14 protein-coding genes are annotated in these 20091 nt (G+C 72.8%); 3 read left to right on the top strand and 11 right to left on the bottom strand.

The genetic code is table 11. The features are described from left to right. A partial coding sequence (locus STBA_RS02215) for a heparinase II/III family protein (RefSeq protein WP_077057614.1) occupies window positions 1-1816 on the bottom strand: 1816 nt, incomplete at its 3' end. Window positions 1817-2060: 244 nt separating this feature from the next. On the opposite strand from STBA_RS02215, the gene STBA_RS02210 reads away from it, so the two are divergent. Further along, window positions 2061-2834 carry an SDR family NAD(P)-dependent oxidoreductase gene (locus tag STBA_RS02210; RefSeq protein WP_171987852.1) on the top strand — a complete coding sequence of 258 codons (774 nt, stop codon included), beginning with the start codon at window positions 2061-2063 and terminating at the stop codon, window positions 2832-2834. Window positions 2835-2847: 13 nt separating this feature from the next. Here STBA_RS02210 and STBA_RS02205 read toward each other — a convergent pair whose 3' ends face one another. Beyond that, window positions 2848-4113 carry a cellulase-like family protein gene (locus STBA_RS02205; RefSeq protein ID WP_077057613.1) on the bottom strand — a complete coding sequence of 422 codons (1266 nt, stop codon included), beginning with the start codon at window positions 4111-4113 and terminating at the stop codon, window positions 2848-2850. A 401-nt stretch (window positions 4114-4514) separates the two neighbouring features. On the opposite strand from STBA_RS02205, the gene STBA_RS02200 reads away from it, so the two are divergent. Beyond that, complete coding sequence (locus tag STBA_RS02200; protein WP_077057612.1) at window positions 4515-5261, top strand: FCD domain-containing protein; 747 nt, start codon at window positions 4515-4517, stop codon at window positions 5259-5261. Between the two features lie 21 nt (window positions 5262-5282). Here STBA_RS02200 and STBA_RS02195 read toward each other — a convergent pair whose 3' ends face one another. Together STBA_RS02195 and STBA_RS02190 are read right to left on the bottom strand one after the other, a co-directional pair. Beyond that, window positions 5283-7457, bottom strand: coding sequence for a beta-L-arabinofuranosidase domain-containing protein (locus STBA_RS02195; protein ID WP_079251665.1), 2175 nt, complete (start codon window positions 7455-7457; stop codon window positions 5283-5285). Window positions 7458-7707: 250 nt separating this feature from the next. Further along, on the bottom strand, window positions 7708-8769 hold the full coding sequence (locus STBA_RS02190) for a LacI family DNA-binding transcriptional regulator (RefSeq protein ID WP_077057610.1): 1062 nt from the start codon (window positions 8767-8769) through the stop codon (window positions 7708-7710). A gap of 433 nt (window positions 8770-9202) precedes the next feature. On the opposite strand from STBA_RS02190, the gene STBA_RS02185 reads away from it, so the two are divergent. Beyond that, window positions 9203-13327 carry an Ig-like domain-containing protein gene (locus STBA_RS02185; protein ID WP_079251664.1) on the top strand — a complete coding sequence of 1375 codons (4125 nt, stop codon included), beginning with the start codon at window positions 9203-9205 and terminating at the stop codon, window positions 13325-13327. Window positions 13328-13399: 72 nt separating this feature from the next. On the opposite strand, the gene STBA_RS02180 is transcribed toward STBA_RS02185, so the two are convergent. The 7 genes from STBA_RS02180 to STBA_RS02150 all read right to left on the bottom strand — a co-directional run bounded on the left by STBA_RS02180 (window position 13400) and on the right by STBA_RS02150 (window position 19996). Next, window positions 13400-13612, bottom strand: a complete 213-nt coding sequence (locus STBA_RS02180) for a hypothetical protein (RefSeq protein WP_077057609.1) — start codon at window positions 13610-13612, stop codon at window positions 13400-13402. A 127-nt stretch (window positions 13613-13739) separates the two neighbouring features. Beyond that, the gene (locus tag STBA_RS02175; RefSeq protein WP_077057608.1) at window positions 13740-14759 is read right to left on the bottom strand and encodes an iron-siderophore ABC transporter substrate-binding protein; all 1020 of its coding nucleotides are present in this window, start codon (window positions 14757-14759) and stop codon (window positions 13740-13742) included. A 20-nt stretch (window positions 14760-14779) separates the two neighbouring features. After that, on the bottom strand, window positions 14780-15616 hold the full coding sequence (locus STBA_RS02170) for an ABC transporter ATP-binding protein (RefSeq protein WP_077057607.1): 837 nt from the start codon (window positions 15614-15616) through the stop codon (window positions 14780-14782). A gap of 130 nt (window positions 15617-15746) precedes the next feature. Continuing rightward, entirely contained in the window at window positions 15747-16760 is a 1014-nt protein-coding gene (locus tag STBA_RS02165; protein WP_253195201.1) for an iron chelate uptake ABC transporter family permease subunit, read from the bottom strand. An 86-nt stretch (window positions 16761-16846) separates the two neighbouring features. Further along, entirely contained in the window at window positions 16847-17902 is a 1056-nt protein-coding gene (locus STBA_RS02160; RefSeq protein ID WP_171987617.1) for an iron chelate uptake ABC transporter family permease subunit, read from the bottom strand. Between the two features lie 68 nt (window positions 17903-17970). Further along, on the bottom strand, window positions 17971-18636 hold the full coding sequence (locus tag STBA_RS02155) for an MSMEG_1061 family FMN-dependent PPOX-type flavoprotein (protein ID WP_077057606.1): 666 nt from the start codon (window positions 18634-18636) through the stop codon (window positions 17971-17973). Between the two features lie 85 nt (window positions 18637-18721). Beyond that, window positions 18722-19996: an MFS transporter gene (locus STBA_RS02150; RefSeq protein WP_077057605.1), complete on the bottom strand. Its 1275-nt coding sequence runs from the start codon at window positions 19994-19996 to the stop codon at window positions 18722-18724. Between the last annotated feature and the right edge of the window lie 95 nt (window positions 19997-20091).

Genomic DNA, 20091 nt, shown 5'->3' with positions numbered 1-20091 from the left:
TGGCATGCGTGATCCGCAGTTCGAACGTCCCGTCGGCCACCTGCGCCGTCAGGTCCAGGCTGTGCACCGTTGCCGTGGTGCCGTCGTGTCCGTCGTGGCGGTGGTCGCGGACGGCGGCCCGCCAGCGGGTGGCGTCGTACTCCAGCAGCAGGGCCCCGGAAGGCCCCGTCACCAGGGCCCGGCCGGCCCCCGGCAGAGTGATGGGGAAGAACGACATGAATCGTTCGGTGACGTCGAGCGGCGCGCTTCCCGCGATCTCGTCCCGGACGGTGAGCGTTCCGGCGGCGAACTCGAAGTCCCGCACCAGCGAGCGGAGCGGGGCGACCGGGTAGCCACGGCTGAGGTCCAGGCGGAACCTGACGCGTCCGCCGCCGTGTTCGGCCAGCAGCACCTCGGCCCGTGCCGATGCCGAGCTCTGCTGGGCCGTTCCGTTCACCAGCGGAACGCTGTGCCCGTGGGAGCCGGTGCACAGGATGTCGTAGCGGGCCGGGCCGAAGTAGTCGCGGGTGTACAGACCGGAGCCCAGTTCGGCGAGCAGCGGCTCGCCGTTCAGGGCGACGACGAACGACCCCAGGTCGTTGTGGTTGTGCGGCTCCTGGTTGTGGCCGCCCTTGGCGGCGAAGGCCAGCTCCCGCCCGCCGTCCCGGTGCCGGCCGATCATCCACTGCGCGTCGGCCAGGTACCCGCCCTCGTCGGGGGCCGGGTCCTGCGCCGGGCGCGGGTGCCGCGTCGCCCACACCAGTGCGCGCAGCGCCGGACCCCAGCGTCCGCAGTGGTCCACCACGTCCGGCGCCGCCAGGTGTTCGGGTGCGTGCGTCACCGCGGGGAAGCGGTGGTTGAGCAGCGCGGCGAGTCCTGGTTCCCGCGCGCCCTTCGGGCGGGCGTCGGAGAAGGCGGCGACGACCGCGCCGGAGAGGAAGACGCGCTGCGGGAAGAGCGCGATGCGCTCCACCTTCCCGCCGCCGTCGGCGAGCAGGTCGATCGCCCCGTCGGTGCGGCGGCGCAGCGCCTCCGCGTAGCTGACGAAGAAGCCGAAGCCGTAGGCCCAGTAGTCGAGCCCTTCCAGGCAGGCCCCGTCGTCCCCGTAGCCCGCGAGGAACCGCTCCATGGCCGCGACCACCCGCACGGTGATCTCGACGAGTTGCTCCTCCTCGTCGTCCCCGAGCAGGTGCAGGGCGGCCATGCCGACTCCGCACGCGCACACCGCCGTCCAGTTGGTGTGGTCGTGCTCCCACCAGACGGGCGGCAGGTCAAGGAACGGCTCGATCACCCGGTGCCTGGTCTCCCGCGCGGCGCGCGCGGTCACCAGCGGAGCCAGCCGGGCGGGCAGCAGCCGGGGGATCTCCGCCAGGGCGAACGCCGTTTCGGCGGCGAAGAGGTCGATCTGCCGGGCGTGCGGTACCTCGGGGTCGGCCGCCAGCAGCCCCGTCAGGTGTGCGGGCAGGGCCCAGGTGTACTCGTCGCAGATCGCCCAGATGGTGTCCTCGAGCGCGGACACGCCGCCGTCCGGGTGGGCCAGGGCGTGCAGGGCCAGGTCGGCCAGTCGGCGCCTGCGGCCGAAGTAGCCGTTCTCGAACGCCCGGCGCGATCCGTCGTCGGCGAACAGCCGGTACCGGGAATGGGGCAGCACGGTGATCTCCGTGCGTTCCCACTCGGCGGCGCGGGCGTCGATCGCGCGCAGGTAGCCGTCGGCCGGCGGGGTGCGCCTGGCGCGTTCCCATAGTTCGGCGTCGGTGTATCCGTCGAGGACCGCTTCCCGTCGGCCGGCGCGCAGCGCCGCCCGAATCCCGTCCCTGCCCCGAGGCACGCGTCCCATCGTCTTCCGCTCCTTCGGCCGCCCGGCCTGTCGAGTGTCGCTTGTCGTGTGTCGAGTGTGTCGGGTGTGTCGGGTGGTCCTTCGGCGACCCCGGCCGCTCCCGGGCCGCGGCCGTCCGGCCGGACGTGCCAGGCCGACGCCGCGGGCGCGTACTAGCTTGGCGCCGGTGATTATTTCCTATTTAATTGTGTGCGGTGGTGTCTCGACTCGTGACCGCCTGACCCGCCTGTGTCTGGAGGACGCCGTGCTCTCCCCATTTCCCCGCGAAGGCCGGCTCGCCGGCCGGTGTGTCGTCGTCACGGGCGCCGCCTCAGGCATCGGGGCGGCCACCGCTCGGCGGGTGGCCGCCGAGGGGGCGGGCGTACTCGTCGCCGACGTGCAGCGCGACGCCGGCCAGGCCGTGGCGGCCGGCATCCGTGCGGACGGCGGACGGGCCGTCTTCCACCACTGCGACGTGGCCGACGAGAACGCCTGGGCCACTGCCGTCGCGGCGGCAACCGAGCACTTCGGCCCGGTGCACGGGCTCGTCAGCAACGCGACGACAGTCCGCCTCGCTCCCGCCGACGGCATGGCCCCCGCCGAGTGGAACCGGCAGCTGGCGGTCGGCCTCACCGGTTCGTTCCTCGGCTTCCGGGCCTGTCTGCCCGGCCTGAAGGAGACGCGGGGCAGCGCCGTCCTGGTCTCCTCCGTGCACGCCCTGGTGGGGCTGCCCGGACGGCCCGCCTATGCGGCGGGCAAGGCCGGACTGACCGGTCTGACCCGGCAGTTGGCCGTGGAGTACGGCCCCGACGTGCGGGTGAACGCCATTCTTCCGGGACCGGTCCTCACCCCGGCCTGGGACGGCGTCGGCGCCGCCGACCGGGAGAAGTCGGCCGGGCAGACCGCCGCCCGCCGCCTCGGCAGGCCCGAGGAGGTCGCGTCGGCGATCGCCTTCCTGCTGACGGCGGACGCCTCGTTCGTCACCGGGGCCTCGCTCGTCGTCGACGGCGGCTGGAGCGTGCTGAAGACCAGCTCCTGAGCGGTGTCGCCGGTCAGCCGCGGAAGGCGTCGTTGCACTGGCGCTGGAGGGTGACGTCCGCCCACATGGCGTGGTGCGGCGCGGCGTTGGAGCACACGACCGTACCAAGCGCGCCGACGCGGGCGCTCTCGGCGACCGCACGGCGGCAGATCGCCGCGCCGACCGGGCCCTCCTCGAACGTGCCGTGCGGTGGCGTGTAGCCCACCCAGCCCTCGCCGAAGACGAGCGGTACGCCGGCCGCCGCTGACCAGTCGGCGGCGGCCTCGATCCACGTGACCAGCCGCTGTTCCATCGCCTTCCGGTGGGTCGCGTACCGGTCGTACAGCCAGGCGTCCCACTTCTGCGGGTCGCACCAGTCGTGCACGTACACTTCGCGGGTGCCGACGATCGTCGCCTCCAGGCACCACCGCCGGTCGGCGGGCGGGGCCCAGTCGGCCAGCTCGGGGGCTCCGTCCCGCAGCAGCGCGCGGCGGGCCGCCTCCTGCGGGAAGGGTCGGTCTCCGTCGCGCAGCGCGAAGGTGTCGATCAGCTCGTCCAGCACGCCGTAGACATAGGGGTGGAAGACGGCGACGTCCACGTCGCGCGGGATGCCGCGCAAGGAACCGAGGGGCACCGAGGCGTAGTTGACGGTGACGGGCCGGTCCGGGTGGCGCTGCTTGAATCGCGCGATTCCGCGTGCCAGGCGGGGGCCGAGCGCGACGACGGGGTCGTCACCGGCGAGCCCGTCGGTCAGGTGACCGGCCTGGACCTCGTTGTGCAGCTCGGTGAAGGCGACGCGGTCGTCGAGACCGCCGTGCGCGGCGAGGAAGTCGATCAGGTCGGCCAGGGCGTCGGCCAGCACCTCGGCGCGCCGCTCGGGATCGACGGCCGTGAGGGCGTCGTGCCAGTGCCGGTCCTCGGCGAAGGATGCGCTCTGCTGGTATTCCCAACTGGAGAGGATGACGAAGAAACCGTGGCGGCGGGCGGCCTCGAAGAGCGCCAGCAGATGGGCGCGGCCGTCGATCTCGGTGGTGCCGCGGACGTCGTACCAGCGCACCCGCCGGCCGTAGTCGCCGCCCAGCGGCCCGAGCCGCAGCCGCGTGGTGTCGATGCCGGAACCGAACAGCAGGAACGGCATCGCGCAGATGCGAATGGTGTTGTAGCCGCGGTCGGCGGCCTCGGTGAACGCCCGGTCGAGATCGGCGAACGGCTCATCCGGTCCGGTGCGGGTGTACCAGGTGAAGTCCCACAGGGAGATCGTCAGCTTTCCGGGCAGGTGGGCGGGCAGCGGGGTGGGCACGGTGCGGGGCCTCTCGGTCGGGAGTTCTGGGCATGGCGCGCGCGAGGCACGCGCCGTTCCGGCGGGCCGCGGCCCGCCTCAGGCATCGTCACAGCCGGGCCCGGGACGCAGGGTGAGGCGGTGCAGGCGGACCAGGGTGGCGGAGTCCTCCCGGGCGGTGGCGCGGGCGGCGCCGAGGCCGGGCCGCGCCGCCGGGGCTGCCCATCGAGAGGTGGCCGGCGAGCGGCGGCGGGGCCTCCTGGGCGCGCAGGGAGAGCATGCGGGACTCCAGCGGTGAGCGGTCGTCGAGTGGCTTCATCGTCCAATCGGCTCCCGACGGTGTCAAGAAGTATTCATAAATAATGCTCACTGTAGGGTGGGGGTGTTCCCGTCCGCAGTCCCGCACCGGGGAGGGCAGCGCCATGGCGTCGTACTCGGGCCGAGGGGTCCACGGTCAGGTCGTTCAGCACCTTGGACTCCGCATCGTGGGCGGCGAGTTCGCCGAGGGCGACATCCTGGACATCCGGGTCATCGGTGCGGAGCTCGACGTCAGCCTCACCGCGATGCGGGAGGCGCTGAAGGTGCTGGCGGGCAAGGGGCTCATCGACGCCCGCCAGAAGCGCGGCACCTTCGTCCGGGCCCGGTCCGCGTGGAACCTGCTGGACCCCGACGTCATCCGCTGGCGCACCGAGGGCGGCGATTCCGAGCAGCTCATGCACGACCTGGCCGACGTCCGTTCCATCGTCGAGCCCGCCGCCGCCCACCGGGCCGCCCTGCGCCGCACCGAGGCCGACCTGGCCGCGCTGGACACCGCGCTGAGCCGCATGGCGGACGCCCGCGGCGACTCCGCGGCGGCTGCCGACGCGGACGCCGCCTTCCACCGGGCCCTGCTCAACTCGACGGGCAACGAGCTGCTCGGCCGCCTCGACCTGCTCCTGGAGCCGGGGTTGCGCGAACGCGACCGCCTGGTCCACGCCCACCTGGTCGCCGACCCCGTCCCCAGCCACCGCGCCGTTCTCGACGCCGTCCGCGACCGGGACGCCCCGCGGGCGCAGGCCGCCATGCTCGATCTCCTGGCCCAGGCCTCCGAGGACTTCGGCCGCGTCGCGCCGAAGCTGCCGGGCCCCGGCCGGCCGGAGGCGTGTGAAGAACGCGCCCCGGGCACGTGACGGCCGCCGCCCCGGCGTTCGCTACCGCTCCATGCGGGCCCGGTCGGCGGCGGCGAGGACGCGGCGCAGCTCGGCGGCCGAGAGCAGCCCCTGCTCGTGCCAGTCGTCGGCCGTGGCGCGCACGGCCTGCCGGAACCGGCCGCGCGAGCCGAAGGGCGCGCCCCGCCACAGGCGGTCGAGGAACGTATCGCCGTCCGCCGCCGCGCGGTTGGGCACCTCCGAGTCCGCCCCGCGGAACGCGATCACCGGCTCCGCACGCCGGAAGTAGGCGTGGAAGGGCTGGTCGTCCGCCCGGTGGAAGGGGGCCAGCGTCAGCCCGTGGGTGGTGAAGAACCCGGGCTCCGCCGCGGGCGTCACCACGGCGCCGAGATCCCCGTCGAGCCCGAGGTGGCGGTAGAAGGAGAACGGGTGCAGGTCCTGCGCCGCGTCCCGGGCGACCAGCAGGGTGGGCCCGTGGAACAGGGACTGCACGGCCGGGTCGTCCGGGGCCCGCTCCACCCGCAGCGCCAGCGGTGTCGCGACGTCGATGGTGTCCCCGTCCGACCAGGTCCTGCGGAGCGTGACATAGCCGTCGGGGCCGGCCGTCAGGTCCTGTTCCGTGCCGTTGACGGCCACGGTGAAACCGCGGGTGGCCCACGCGGGCACCCGCAGTTTGATGCCGAGCCGGCCGCGGCCCGCCACGGTCAGCGTGGTGTGGCCCTCGTAAGGGAGGCCGCTGCGCTGCACGACGCGGAGGCCCCGTTCGGTCCAGTCCAGCGTCGCGGACACGTAGAGATTGACGTAGAGCGTCTCGTCGTCGGCGGAGCGGAAGTACACGGAGTCCTGGTACTTGGTGTGGTTCTCCATGCCGGTGCCGCCGCAGCAGGTCCCCGTGTTGCCGAACTCGCGTACGACGCCGGGGCCCTGCCCGATGAAGTAGGTGACCTGCGGGTCCGCGGTGGCGCGCTCGTCGCGCCGGGAGCCGAGGATCTGGTTGAACAGGCCGCGCTCGCAGTAGTCCATGTAGGCCGCGGCCGGCTCCTGGAAGAACAGCGACCTGCTGAGCTTCAGCAGGTTGTACGTCGCGCACGTCTCGGCGTTGTCCCTGCCCAGCGTGGCGGCTATCGCCCCGCGCGCGGTGAAGTCCTCCGCCTTGCCGGTGCCGCCGATGCTGTAGAGGCGCGTGTCCACCACCATGGCCCAGAAGTTGCGGGCCGCCGTCAGGTAGTGCGCGTCGGCCGGGTGCTGATCGTAGATCCGGGCGTAGCCCTGGAACTGCGGGATGTGCTGGTTGGCGTGAATGCCGTCGAGCGTGTCGCGGTCGGCGGCGCAGTCCCGCAGCAGGCCGGTGTTGTCGAAGAGGCGCGCCGTCTCCAGAAACGCCTCCCGGCCGGTGAGGGCGTACAGGTCCGCCAGCACCTCGTTCATCCCGCCGTACTCACCGGCGATGTGCAGCGACCACATGGTGTCCAACTGCTCGCGCGGCAGCACCGAAAGCCTGCTGTGCACCCACTCCGCCATGCCGGTGACGATGCGCAGCGCCTGCTCGTTCTCCGCCAGCGTGTGGGCGTCGAGCAGCCCGCGCATGATCTTGTGGCAGGTGTAGTAGGGCGCCCAGATCTCCGGATACGGCGTGAACGACTCCAGCAGGACGAACTGGTCCTCCGGGTAGGCCGCCAGATAACCCGGGTGGCTGGGCCGGTCGGGCTCCGGCAGCGCCGCCAGCGCCTCCTGGCACTCGCCCAGTGCGCCGACCAGGTAGTCGAGCTTCGCGCGGAGGCCGGAAGTGCCGGTCCCGGCGAACGCCTGGGCGACCGCGGTCAGGAAGTGGCCCGCGTAGTGTCCGCGGAGATTGCCGTCGGCGGTCTCCCAGCCGCCGGGCGGCTGCGCCCCGCGGGTGTCGAGGCCGGCGTTCGCCCGGAAGACGGACAGGATGCGATCGGCCGGATAGCCCGTCAGGTACTCCAGCATGAGGTCCCGCTTCGCGGCGAACACTCCCTCGCCGAGCCGGACTTGGTGCAGACCGAAGGGCTTCGCGGCCCAGGTCGGCGGTACCGGCACGCCGGTGGCCGCGGTGGTGGTAGGGGCGAGCGGCGAGGCTCCGGTGGCGGCGGAGGCCGCGGACGCCGGCGCGGCGGCGAGCGCGGAGACCGAGGGGGCGACGGCGGCAGCCGCCGCCAGGCCGAGCACGCTACGGCGGGAGAACTTCTCTTGCACGGCGGTGTTCCTCTCTCCGGCGCGGACCTGCGAAAAGATGGGAAAACCTTTTCGTCGAGCCTAGGGCCGCCTGTCGGGAGGGTCAACCACCGTGCAATCCCCGACCGTTGAGGCCGACGGCGCACGCCGCCCCGCGGAGCGGGCCATCCCGGCCCCCGTGAAGGACCGCCCGGCGAGCACCCCGTGCGGGCCGCGGCGGGCGCACCGCTCCCGTGCCCGCCGAGCCCCGCCGGGGCCGGTCAAGGGGCCGTCAGGGAGCGGGGGAGCGGAGCGGGGCCGCGGACGGGACGCCCGTGGAGTCGCGGACGACGAGCCGGCACGGCACCGTCCTGACGCCCTGCGAGGGTTCGCCGTCGATCGCCTCCATCAGCGTCAGCGCCGCGGCGCGGCCGAGCTCGGTCAGCCCCATGTCGACGGTGGTCAGCGTGGGGCGGGACGCCTCGGCCATCACGTCCCAGTTGTCGTAGCCGACGAGGGCCACCTCCTGCGGCACCAGGCGGCCCGACTCGCGCAGCGCGTCCGCCGCGCCGCGGGCGATCTGGTCGTTGCCGCAGAACATCGCGTCCACCGCCGGATCGGCGTGCAGCGCGATGAGCGCGGCCTGACGCCCCCACGCCTCGGTCCAGGAGCCGTGGTGCGGCCGGCCGCCGGACAGCTGTGCACCGGCCTCCGCCAGGGCGCGCACGGTGTGCTCCGCGCGGACCGTCGCCGCCAAGTGGTGTGCGGGGCCGGTGAGGTGGGCGATCCGCCGCCGGCCCGTGGCCAGCAGGTGCTCCACGACGAGCCGTGCCCCCTCGGCGTCGTCGGGCACCAGCGAGATGTCCTGCGGATCGGTGGAAGGCCCCAGGGCATACACCACCGGCACCGGCGTCGGCAGCTTCAGCGGGGGACGCGGGTCGGTGCGGCGGCCGGTGACGATCAGCCCGTCGATGCGGCGCTCCAGCAGACTGCGGACGTAGTGCTGCTCGCGGATCTTGTCGCCGCGGGTGTCGCACAGGAAGACCGATATCTGACCCGCCCCCAGCGCGTCCTCCGCGCCCAGGAGCACGGGCAGGCTGAACCTGCCGATGTTGTCGGTCGTGATCAGCCCCACGGTGTAGGTACGCCCCGAATGCAGGCTCCGTGCCGCCGCGTTGGGCTGGAAGCCCAGCTCGCGGGCGACGGCGACCACGCGCTCGCGCGTCTCGGGGCGGAGCCTGCCGCGCCCGTTGATGGCCTTGGACACGGTCCCGGGGGACACCCCGGCGCGCGCGGCGACATCGTGGATCGTGACCACCCGCGCCCGTGCCCCCTCCCGAGGCGTCACCGTCATGCGAAAACCATTTCCTCTCTGCCGCCCGGGCGCAGGACCTGCCGGGACGGGCGGCCGGGCCACCGCCGTTCGCCCCCAATCATAGTCATTCCGCGGGCAGTCGGGGCCGTGCACGCCCCTTGACGCTCTTCCTCGGCGACTCCTAGCATCCCCGTTCGGGAATACAGTTTCCTTATTTTCCCCGATGGAGCGGAACCAGCCATGGCAACCGCCCTGGTCCTCCCCTCATGCCGCCGCCGCGCAGGCGGTGAACGAGTGTCCCGCAGACCCCCGTACGGAAGGCGGACGCCGGAAACCCGGGAAACTTCCCGCTCTCCGGCGCCCTGCACCGCGCATCAGGCGGGCGTGACCGGGCAGCGCGCCCCGTTCGGCTTCGCCGTGCCGCTCACCGGCCGCGACGAAGCGTACCGCCGCACTCCAAGGAGGTAGAGCTGTGCGTTCCCACCAGCGGCGCAGACGCCGCACGGCGGCGCTCGCCGCGACCATCATCACGGTGCTGCCCGTCACGTTCGCGGCGGCCCCTCCGGCCGCCGCCGACAACGACGCGATCGGGTACCCGGTGTTCTCCGGGGCCGAGAACCCGGTGCCGGACCTGGCGGAAGGCTTCGCCGTCGCCGGCACGCTGCGGCAGCAGTACGAGGCCGATCTGGCCGGCGGGGACGGCACCGACTTTTGGATGGACCGGATGCTCGCCCGGCGGGGCGCCGATCCGGCCGGGGACTGGCTGTTCACGCGCGGGCGTGCGCTGTTCATGAAGACGCACGATCCCGCGCAGCTCGGCTTCGGCGGCAGCGTGGCCTACTGGGAGAGCATCGACGACCGGTCCGCGTACACCGTCGAACTGCTCGTGGACGGCCGGGAGGTCGCCCTCCAGGAGGACACCGGCGCACGGCTCCAGACACCGAGCCACTGGCGCAGCGAGTACGCGGCCGACGGCGGACTGCGGGTCGTGCAGACGAAGTTCATCACCGACGACAACGTCGCCGTCACCAGCCTCGACCTCGTCAACACCGGCGATGCCGACCGGCAGGTCACCGTCCGCGCCCGCTCGCCGTACACGACCGAGGCGGCGGACGGGGAGCTGACCGGGACCGTTCCGGCCAGGAACGACCTCACCCTGCTGCACCCGCGGCTGTCCGGCGACGGGATGGCGCCGGCGGACGGGGCGCTCGAAGGCGTGGTCGCCGTTCCGGCCGGGGGGTCGGCCGGGACGAAGGTACAGATGGGCTTCGTCACGCAGGAACTCGCCGACTCCCGCCCGGCGTACGACGCGATCCGCGGGGCGACCCCGGCGAGCGCCTACGCCGACCACGTCCGGGAGTACAACCGGTGGTGGGCCGACAACCTCCCCTACCTGGACGTTCCCGACGACAATATCGAGAAGACGCTGTACTACCGCTGGTGGCTGCTGCGTTACAACTACCTCGACGCCAATATCCCGGGGAGCGGCTATCAGTTCCCGACGTCGATGGAGGGAGTGCTCGGCTACAACAACTCCATCGTCCTGACCACCGGCATGTTCGTGGAGGACCTCAAATACCTGCGCGAACCGGCCTACTCCTACGGACCCTGGGTCTCGGTCGGCGAGGTCTCGCGCAATTCCAGGTACACCGACAATCCCGGCGATCCGGAAAACTGGTCGAACAGCTACACCCAGTACCTGTCCGAGGCGGCATGGGACTCCTACACGGTCCACGGCGGCCCCGACGGTGTGCTGCGGAACCTCGCCCATTACGCGGAACAGGATGTCCGCGGGCAGCTCGAAACGTACGACGAGGACGGCAACGGCCTGATCGAGTACGACGCCGGGCACATGACGGGAAATGACGCGGACGCCGTATCGTTCCACTGGCGCGACGGGAATCTGGACCGCACGGAATCGGCCTACGTCTACAGCAACGCGCTGGCAGCCGCGAACGCTTACGACGCGCTCGGCGAGGAGGAGCGGGCGGCCGGTATGCGGGACGTCGCCGACACGGTCCGCACCGCGGTCCTCGACCACCTCTGGGACCCGGAGGACCAGCTCCTCAAGCACCGGCACGTCGAGAGCGGCGAGCTGGTCCCCTGGAAGGAGATCAACAACTACTATCCGTTCGGCGTCGGACTGATGCCCACGCCCGAGGAGGACCCGCAGTACCTTCAGGCCCTGCGGCTGTGGGCGGACGCCGGAGAGTACCCCGTCTTCCCCTTCTACACCGCCAACCAGGCCGACAAGGCGGAAGCCGCGGAACAGGGATTCCCCGGCAGCAACAACTTCTCCGTCATCAACTCCACGGTGACCTTCCGCTTCCTCGCCTCCGTCCTGCGCCACTATCCGAGCGAGTACATCGACAACGAGTACTACGCCAAACTGCTGTCCTGGAACGCGTGGGCCCACTACATCGACGGCGACAACAACTGGCCCGATCAGAACGAATTCTGGGCCGACGGCAGCGCCGATCCGCAGGACATCGGCTACCGTTCGTGGATTCACCACACCATTCTCGGCACCACCAACTGGACCGTCATCGAGGACGCGATGGGCTTCCAGCCCCGCGCCGACGACAAGATCGAGCTGTGGCCCATCGACATCGACTGGCCGCATTTCGCGGTGAGCGACATCAACTACCACGGCACCGACCTGGCCGTCGTCTGGGACGAGCCGGGCGACGGCGAGCGCCCGTACGGCCAGGACGTGCCGGAGGGCTACTCGGTGTACCTCGACGGCCGGCATGCGTTCACGGCCGACGACCTGGCGCACCTCGTCTACGACCCGGCGACGGGCGACATCAGCTTCCCCGAGGGCGGGGCCGAGGTGGTCGCCTCGCAGCGGGCGGACCTCCCGGCCGCGCACGACATCACCTACGGCGAGGACGACCGGCTGACCGAGGTATTCGCGCAGGCGGGCCGCGACATCACGCTCGGCGAGGAGCGGGAGAACCTCGCCGCCGGGGCGGTCGCCAGCGCCTCGTACGAGGCCGAGGGCCGCGACGTGTCCGCGGCCGTGGACGGGTTCACCATCAACGAGCCGTACTGGGGGACGGCCGGTTCGGGGAACGCGCAGGACTGGCTGCAACTCGACTTCGGCCGGCCGGTGAGCGTCGACAGCGTCAACCTTTACTTCGCGAGCGACAAACAACGGGGCGGCTACGCGGAGCCCGCCTCCTACACCGTTCAGTATCTCGACGGGGCGCAGTGGCGGGACGTCGGCTCCGCGGTCCGCAGCCCCGCGATGCCGCGGGCGAACCACAACGAGGTCCGCTTCGAGGAGGTGACCACCACGGCGGTCAGAGCCGTACTGAGACACCAGCCGGGAACGGCCGGCGGCCTGAAGGAGATCCAGGTGCTCGACACGGGCCGGGGCGGCGGTGAGTCGTCCAACCTGGCGCCGCAGGTCATCGCCTGGCAGGAGCACTCGCCGGTCACGGGCCAGTACCAGCTCGCCGGAATCGTCAAGGACGACGGGAATCCGCAGGGCCGGCTCGACATCCGCTGGGAGACGGTGTCGGCACCCGAGGGCGGTGCCGTGTTCTTCGGCGAGGAAACGGCTCCCACCACGACGGTGCGCTTCACCGAGGCGGGCACGTACGTCCTGCGCCTCACGGCCGACGACGGAAGCGAGCGCGGCTCGCGGGAGGTCACGATCGAAAGCGGGGACATCGGCCGCGTCAACCTCGCGGCAACCGCCACGCCCACCGCCTCCCACACGTCGACCTGGGAGTCGGTCGAGGCGATCAACGACGGGGAGGAGCCCGAGTCCTCCGCCGACTCCCCGCGCTGGGGCACGTGGCCGGAAAAGGGAACGCAGTGGGTCGAGTACAGCTGGGACGAGCCGGTGCGCGTCGAGGGCTCGGACATGTACTTCTTCCGCGACGCGGCGGCCGGGGACGCCGACGGCGTGGGCGTGCCCGCCTCCTGGTCCATCCAGTGGCGGGACGGCGGGACCTGGCGGGACCTGGCGGATCCGAGCGAGTACGGCGTCGCCGAGGACGCCTACAACAGCACGGCGTTCACCCCGGTCACCACGACGGGCCTGAGGGCGACGCTGAACGGGCAGCCGAACCTGGCCGTGGGCATCCAGGAGTGGAAGGTCTACGCGGAACTGCCCGAGTCCGTGCGCGAGACACACGTGCCCACGCGGACGGGAGTCGTGCCGGAGCTGCCCGCGGAGGCCACCCTCGTCTACGCGGACGGCTCGACCAGGTCGACCCCGGTGGACTGGTCCGCCGTCCGGGAGGACGACCTGGCCGAGGGCGGCACCGGCGTGCGGGTGCCCGGGCTGACCCGGTCGCCGCCCATGGCCGTCGAGGCGACCATCTGGGTGCGCCTCACGGACGCGGTCCACATCACCGCGCTCGTGGCGGAGAGCGTGCGGACCGATCCTGGCGTGGCTCCCGTCCTGCCCGCGCACGTCGTCGCCGTGTACAACGACGGCTCGCGGGACAGCGCCACGGCGGTCGACTGGGCGGAGATCTCCCCGGACCAGTACGCGCGGCCCGGGTCGTTCACGGTGGAGGGCGTGGTCGAGGGCACCGAGGTCAGGGCCTCGGCCGTCGTCCGGGTCGGGGACCGGGAGTGACGGTGCCCGGTCGCGGGCCGTGACAGCCGGGTCCTGTGGGAGACACCGACGTCTCCCACAGGACCCGGCTCCTCAGCAGCTCCCCCCGCCTCCGCCGTCGCCCCCTCCGCCCCCGCCCGAGCCGCCGTCCCCGCCGCCGCTGTCGCCCCAGCTGCCGAAGACGCCGCCGGAAGTGTGGTGCTCCCGCGTGCCGCCACCCGCTCCGAGCCTGCGGAGCCCGTACGCCATTGCGATCAGCGCACTGAAGACGAGCATGAGGATGCCCAGTCCGATCAGGGTTTCCATCGCACGTTCCCCCGTTTCCGCGAACGTTCCCTTCCCCGCCCATCCCCGGCGGTCCCCGGGCGACAAACGGCCGGTGGGCTTCCGTGACAGGGATGGGACACGGCCGGGACGCCCCCGTGGCGAACGGTTAGGAGGCTGCGGTCAGTTCCTCGAGGACCGGCAGCATCATGTCGAGGGCGTGGGGGATGGACAGCGGCGTGTTCGCGGCGAACGGCTCGCCGACCTCCGGGTCCATCACCCGCGCCCGGCCGTCCGCGACCGCCGGGACCGCCTGGTAGAGGGGGTCGCCCTCGATGGCGGACGCCTCCACGCCGATCGCCGTCATCAGAATCACGTCGGCGTCGAGCAGATCGAGCCGCTCGTTGGAGACCGGCACGGAGAACGCCTCGGTCGCCTGCTCCTGGATGGCCGGGTTGTTCTCGAAGCCAAGCGCCTCCAGGAACTCGATCCGGCCGCCGCCGCGCACGTAGGCGCCCCAGCCGCCGCTGTAGAGGCTGCCGACGGTGACGGTCCGGCCGGCGAACTCGGGGTGCTCCTCGGCCACGGCGGCGAACTGGCCCTCCAGCTGCGCGGTCAGCTCCTCGCCCTCCGTGGCCCGGCCCAGTGCCGTGGCGACCAGCCGCACCTGGTCCTGCCAGGAGGTCTTGTACTCGTCGGCCTCTTCGTCCGGCACGCCGATGGTCGGGGCGATCCGGGAGAGCTGGTCGTAACGCTCCTGGCTGCCGCTGGACTTGGTGTCCAGGATGAGGTCCGGGTTCAGCTCGCTGATGCGGTCGTACTCGGGCTCAAGGGTGCCGATGATCTCCGGCGACTCCTCGTAGAGCCCTTCGGCCCAGGGGCCGACGCCGTCGCCGCCGAAGGCGAGCCAGTCGCTCGCGCCGACCGGCTGGACGTCCAGCGCGAGGGCGGTCTCCGCGTCGCCCCAGCCCAGGGCGACGACGCGGCGGGGCTCCTCCGGCACGGTGACGGTGCCGAACTTGGTGGGCACCTCGACGGGGAACGTGCCGCCGCCCTCGGCGGAGGGCGCGTCGTCCGTCTCCTCGTCCCCCGACCAGGCACAGCCGGTGGGGAGCAGCAGGAACGGGAGCGCCACCAGGGACACTGCCGCGCGGGAGCGGCCGGTGCGGCCGAAAAGTCGTGCAACCATGCGATTAGGTTAGCCTCACCTTACTCCGAGGGTGCGGGCGGGGCGACTCCTGCCGGCCGGGCGCAGTGGTGACGACCCACCGGAACGACCATCGGCGTGCCCGACAGCGGGTCGGGCACCAGCGCGCAGCGCATGCCGAACACGTCCGCGACCACCTGCTCGGTGACCACCTCCGCAGGCGCCCCCTGCGCGACGATCTCGCCGGCGCGCAGGGCTACCAGGTGATCGGCGTACCGGCAGGCGAGGTTGAGGTCGTGCAGCACGGTGACGACCGTGGTGCCCTCCGTGCGGTTGAGATCGGTCAGCAGGTCGAGCACCTCCACCTGGTGCGGGAGGTCCAGATAGGTGGTGGGCTCGTCGAGCAGCAGCAGCTCGGTGCGCTGGGCCAGCGCCATCGCGATCCACACGCGCTGCCGCTGACCACCGGACAACTCGTCCACCGGCCGTTCCGCCAGCTCCAGCACGTCCGTCGCGAGCAGCGCCTCGGCGACCGCCGCCTCGTCGTCGCCCGTCCACCGCCGGAACCAGCCCTGGTGCGGGTAACGGCCCCGGCTGACCAGGTCGGTGACGGTGATGCCCTCGGGGGCGACCGGGCTCTGCGGCAACATGCCCAGTGTCGCCGCCACTTCGCGAGTCGGCAGCGTGTGGATGCTCCGGCCGTCGAGCAGCACGGCGCCCGATGCCGGCGCCAGCAGGCGGGCCATGCCGCGCAGCAAGGTCGACTTGCCGCAGGCGTTGGGCCCGACGATCGCCGTGAAGCGGCCGGGCGGCACCTCGAAGGAGAGCCCCTTGACCACTTCGTGGCTGTCGTAGGCGAGCCGCAGCCGGTCGGTCCGCAGCGAGTGTCCGTCCGTCATGCGCGTCGTTCCCGTGTCGTGTGCGGCGTGGTCCGTGCTTCGGCGTGGTCCGTGCGTCGTCGGTGGGGCGTGCGTCGTCGGTGGGGCGTGCGCCTCGTGCGGTGTGTTTCGCGGGGGCGTCATGGGGCGGTCATCCGCCGCGCCCCCCGCGGTTGGCGCGGGCCAGCAGCCACAGCAGATAGGGCGCGCCGATCATGCTGGTGACCAGGCCGACCGGGAACTGGTTCGGTCCCAGACCGTGCTGTGCGACCAGGTCGGCGACCAGCACGATCACCGCGCCGACCAGCGCGGACGGCACCAGCGCGGGCGTGCTGCGGCCCAGCAGCTGGCGGGCGATCGGGCCGGAGACGAACGCCACGAAGCCCACCGGTCCCGCCGCCGCGGTCGCCGTGCCGGTCAGCGCGACCGCGCAGCCGATCAGCGCCAGCCGGGAACGTTCCACCCGCGTCCCCAGACCGCTGGCCGCGTCGTCGCCGAGCTGGAGCGCTCCCAGCGGGCGCGCCGCCAGGGCCGTCAGCGGGAACAGCACGGCCACCGCGATCAGCAGCGGCCCCACCTGCTCCCAGGTGCGCCCGTTGAGGCTGCCGGTGAGCCAGACCCGCGCCTCCTGGGCGACCACGGCGGACGAACGCGTCATGGTGTGGGACACGACGCTGGTCAGCGCGGCGGCGATCCCGATTCCGATGAGCACCAGGCGCTGCCCGGTGACACCACGGCGCCAGGCCAGCAGATAGATGAGCGTGGCCGCGAGCAGCGCGCCGCCCAGCGCGGACAGCGACATGGCGGCGCCGCCGGCACCGAGGGTCACACTCGCGACGACCGCTGCCGCGCTGGCCCCCGCGCTGATGCCGATGACGTCCGGGCTGGCCAGCGGGTTGCGGAGCAGGGTCTGGAAGACCGCGCCCGCAAGACCGAAGGACAGCCCGATCAGGACGCCGGTGAGCGCGCGCGGCAGCCGCAGCTCGACGATCAGGTAGTACGTCGCCCGGCTGCCGCCGCCGCCGATCGCCTCCAGCACCTCGCCGGGGGCGACCGAACGGCCGCTGAAGCAGACGGTTCCCGCGAAGACGGCGACCAGCACGACCGACAGCAGCGCGCAGACGAAGACTTCGCGCCCCCGACCCGTGCGCCGCGCGGCGCGCACGGCCTCCCGGGCGGCGGCCTGGGCAGGGCGCGCCCGCCCGGCGGGGCGCGGCACGGCGGCGGTTCCGGGGCCGTTCACAGCTCTGCTCACAGCTCTGCCTGCTTCCGGCCGCGGACCAGCAGGACGAACGGGATGGCGCCGAGCACCGCGGTCACGATGCCGACCTGCACCTCGGAGGGCGGGGCGAGCAGGCGGCCGATCACGTCGGCCACGAGCAGCAGACAAGGGGCGAGTACCGCGGAATAGGGCAGGATCCAGCGGTAGTCGGAGCCGGTGAAGGCCCGCACGATGTGCGGCACGACCAGCCCGACGAAGACGATCGGCCCGCACAGCGCCGTGGCCGCGCCGCACAGCAGCACCACCACGAGCGCGCACGCCGCGCGCACCAGGCCGACCCGCTGGCCCAGCGCCCGGGCCACGTCCTCGCCCAGCGCCAGGGCATTGAGGTACCGGCCGCAGCCCAGCGCGGCCAGCAGGCCGAGCACGATGAACGGCGCGGCCTGCTCCACGGTCTCGGCGCTGCGGGAGAGGGTGCCGACCTGCCAGAAGCGGTACTGGTCGAAGGTGTCGGTATCGCTCAGCACCAGCGCGCTGGTCACCGAGCCGAGCGCGGCCGTCGTCGTGGCCCCGGCCAGCGCCAGCTTGACCGGCGTGGCGCCCTCGCGGCCCAGCGCACTGATGCCGTACACCAGCACGGCGGCGAGCAGGGCTCCGACGAAGCCGCACCACACGTAGCCGGAGAAGGAGGTGAGACCGAACCAGCCGATGCCCAGCACCACGAAAAGACCGGCGCCCGCGTTGATCCCGAGGATGCCGGGGTCGGCCAGCGGATTGCGGGCGATGCCCTGCATCACCGCACCCGCCAGGCCGAGGGCGACGCCCACGAGCAGTCCGGCGAACGTGCGGGGCACGCGCAGGTGCCGCACGATCAACTGGTCACGGTCGGTGGCGTCGTAGTCCAGCAGGGCGGTGAGCACCGTGCCGGACGGCAGGCTCTCGGCGCCGAACGCCAGACTCGCCGCACAGGCCAGGAGCAGCAGGAGGCAGGTGGCCAGCAGCCCGGCGGCCAGTGCCGGACGGCTGCGGACCGACCGGGCCGCGGGCCGCGCGGCGACGGCCCGGCCGGCGTCCGCGGTCACCACGGAGGGGTCCCCGGAACGGCGGCCGCACACCCATCAGACATGTCGTTCCCGGCCCTTGTCGCACGTCGTTACTTAGCTGAGGCTAACCTATCCTGCCCCGTGGGCCGTGCCGGGGCCGCCCGCCGCTCCTCGCCCCGGCGCCTCGTGGGCGGGCGGGGCGGCAGCGCCTCAGGCGCCCAGCTTTCCGGGCGCCAGACCCCGCCCCTGGTCAGCGCGCGGGAGCAGTGGAAGTAGACCTCCCGGGTGCGGATGACCAGGGCGAGCCGCGGGTGCACCCCGTCCAGGGCGAGCCGCTCGAAGAAGGGGGCGTCCCTGACCAGTTCGGCCGTGCCGTTGATCCGCAGGACCTCGCCGAGCCCGGGCACCATGAAGACGGTGCCCACCCGGGGATTGGCCAGTACGTTCCGCCAGCCGTCCGCGCGCCGGTTTCCCGGCCGGTCGGGGATGACGACGGTGGTGGGGTCGAGGACCTGCGCAAAACCGGGCGGATCGCCCTTGGGCGAGACGTCGCAGCTGCCGTCCGCGGCCGAGGTGGCGATCATGCAGAACGGCGAGTGTGCCAGCCACAGCCGTTCGAACTCCCCGATATCCGGCCGCACCTTGTCGATCACCACGGGGTGGGGCGTGCCCAGCAGCTCCGTGATCTCGGCCTCGGAGGTGATCCGTACGGCCCCGGCCAGCGGGTCACCGGCTGGCAGGCCACCCTCGGGGGCCTGCTGCTGGTCGTCGTACACGCGGCTGACCTTTCCTCGGTGGGCGGACGAAGGCCGCACGCCCGCCCGAACACGCGAACGGACCATATCACCCGAACCGCACCGCTCAACCGCGGCGGGGGCCGCCCCCGTTCGCGGGCGGGCGCGGCGCCTCGTGCGAGAAGTGGCGCGCGGTCGGGGCGAGGGCAGCGGCGGCGGGGGCGAGGAAGCAGAGCACCGCGCAGGCGCCGAGCACCCCTGTCGGTCCGAAACCGTCGAGAGCCGGGGCGATGAGGGCGAGGCCCAGCGGCGCGAGCCCGTAGGACAGCAGGAAGTCGAGGGAGGAGACGCGCGCGAGCAGGCGCGGGTCGACCTCGCGCTGTATTGCCGTGAACCAGGGCACGTTGAACAGTTCGATGCCAAGGCCCGCCAGCGCGTAGGCGCCCGCCACCACCAGGGCGGGGACCGGGAGGAGCAGACTCAGCGGGGCGAGGCCGTAGCAGGCGAGGCCCGCCAGGGCGGCCCAGCCCTGGTTGCGCGGGGACCGGCGGGCGAGCAGGGCGGCCCCGGCCAGGGCGCCCGCCGTGTAGGCCGTCATGGCCGCGGTGAGGACGGCCTCGGTGTCGTACCGGTCGCGGCTGATGAGCGGCAGCAGGACGCCGGTCGCGGAGTAGCCGGTGGCGATGACGGTGGTCAGCGCCGCAAGACCGGCCAGGAACCAGGGGTGCCTGCGTGCCTCGCGGACGCCCTGCGCGAACTCCGCGAGGACCGACTCGCGTTCCGGGGCGGGCGGCGTGCGGTGGCGTCCCCGGGGCGGGACGGTGGCGGAGACGAGCCACAGCAGCGCGGTGAGCAGCAGCAGCGCCCGCGTGGACAGGATCGTGGCGAGTGCGGCCGTGAGGCCGGGGGCGAGCAGCGTGGTGACGCGGACGGACAGCGAGGTCGCCGCGTTGGCCTGCCTGCGGCGTGCGGCGTCGACGACTTCGGCGGTGAGTGCCTGGTAGGCCGGGCGGCAGGCACCCTGGCCGGCGCCGACCACGGCCGCCGCGGCCCCCATCAGCAGCATGGAACGCCCCTGTCCCGTGGCGATCAGGGGCGTGGCGGCCGCGGCGGCCGCGCCGGACCAGAAGACGACGGCGCGGCGGGAGTGGCGGTCGGCAAGGACGCCGCCGATGGGAACGGCGGCGAGGAACCCGGCCGTTCGCGCGGCCAGCAGGATGCCCAGGCCGGTGGCGCCGAGCGAGCGGTCCAGGACGGCGAGGCCGAGCACGAAGGGCAGCGCCCAGGTCGCAAGTCCGGAGGCCGTCGTCCCGCACCACAGCCGGAGGAAGGCGGTGTCACGGAGCAGGGACGGCTGCTCGGCGGGCGGCGGAACGATGGGCGGCGCCGAGGGTGCGGCCACGGGACGGGACTCCTTTGTGCTGCCGGATGGCGTGCGGGACACGCGGACCCTGCACGATGAAATGATAATGCTTTCCATCTGGCGGGCCCGTCGCG

The sequence above is a fragment of the Streptomyces sp. MP131-18 genome (genome assembly GCF_001984575.1).
Lineage (GTDB): Bacteria > Actinomycetota > Actinomycetes > Streptomycetales > Streptomycetaceae > Streptomyces > Streptomyces johnsoniae.
Note: the sequence above shows the minus strand (reverse complement) of the source record. Positions and strands in the feature narration are given on the sequence as shown.

Excerpts from the sequence above, each read along its gene's own strand:
- STBA_RS02200 (WP_077057612.1), top strand. The coding sequence starts at position 4,515 with ATGGCGTCGTACTCGGGCCGAGGGGTCCACGGTCAGGTCGTTCAGCAC.
- STBA_RS02190 (WP_077057610.1), bottom strand. The coding sequence starts at position 8,769 with ATGACGGTGACGCCTCGGGAGGGGGCACGGGCGCGGGTGGTCACGATC.
- STBA_RS02180 (WP_077057609.1), bottom strand. The coding sequence starts at position 13,612 with ATGGAAACCCTGATCGGACTGGGCATCCTCATGCTCGTCTTCAGTGCG.
- STBA_RS02175 (WP_077057608.1), bottom strand. The coding sequence starts at position 14,759 with ATGGTTGCACGACTTTTCGGCCGCACCGGCCGCTCCCGCGCGGCAGTG.
- STBA_RS02170 (WP_077057607.1), bottom strand. The coding sequence starts at position 15,616 with ATGACGGACGGACACTCGCTGCGGACCGACCGGCTGCGGCTCGCCTAC.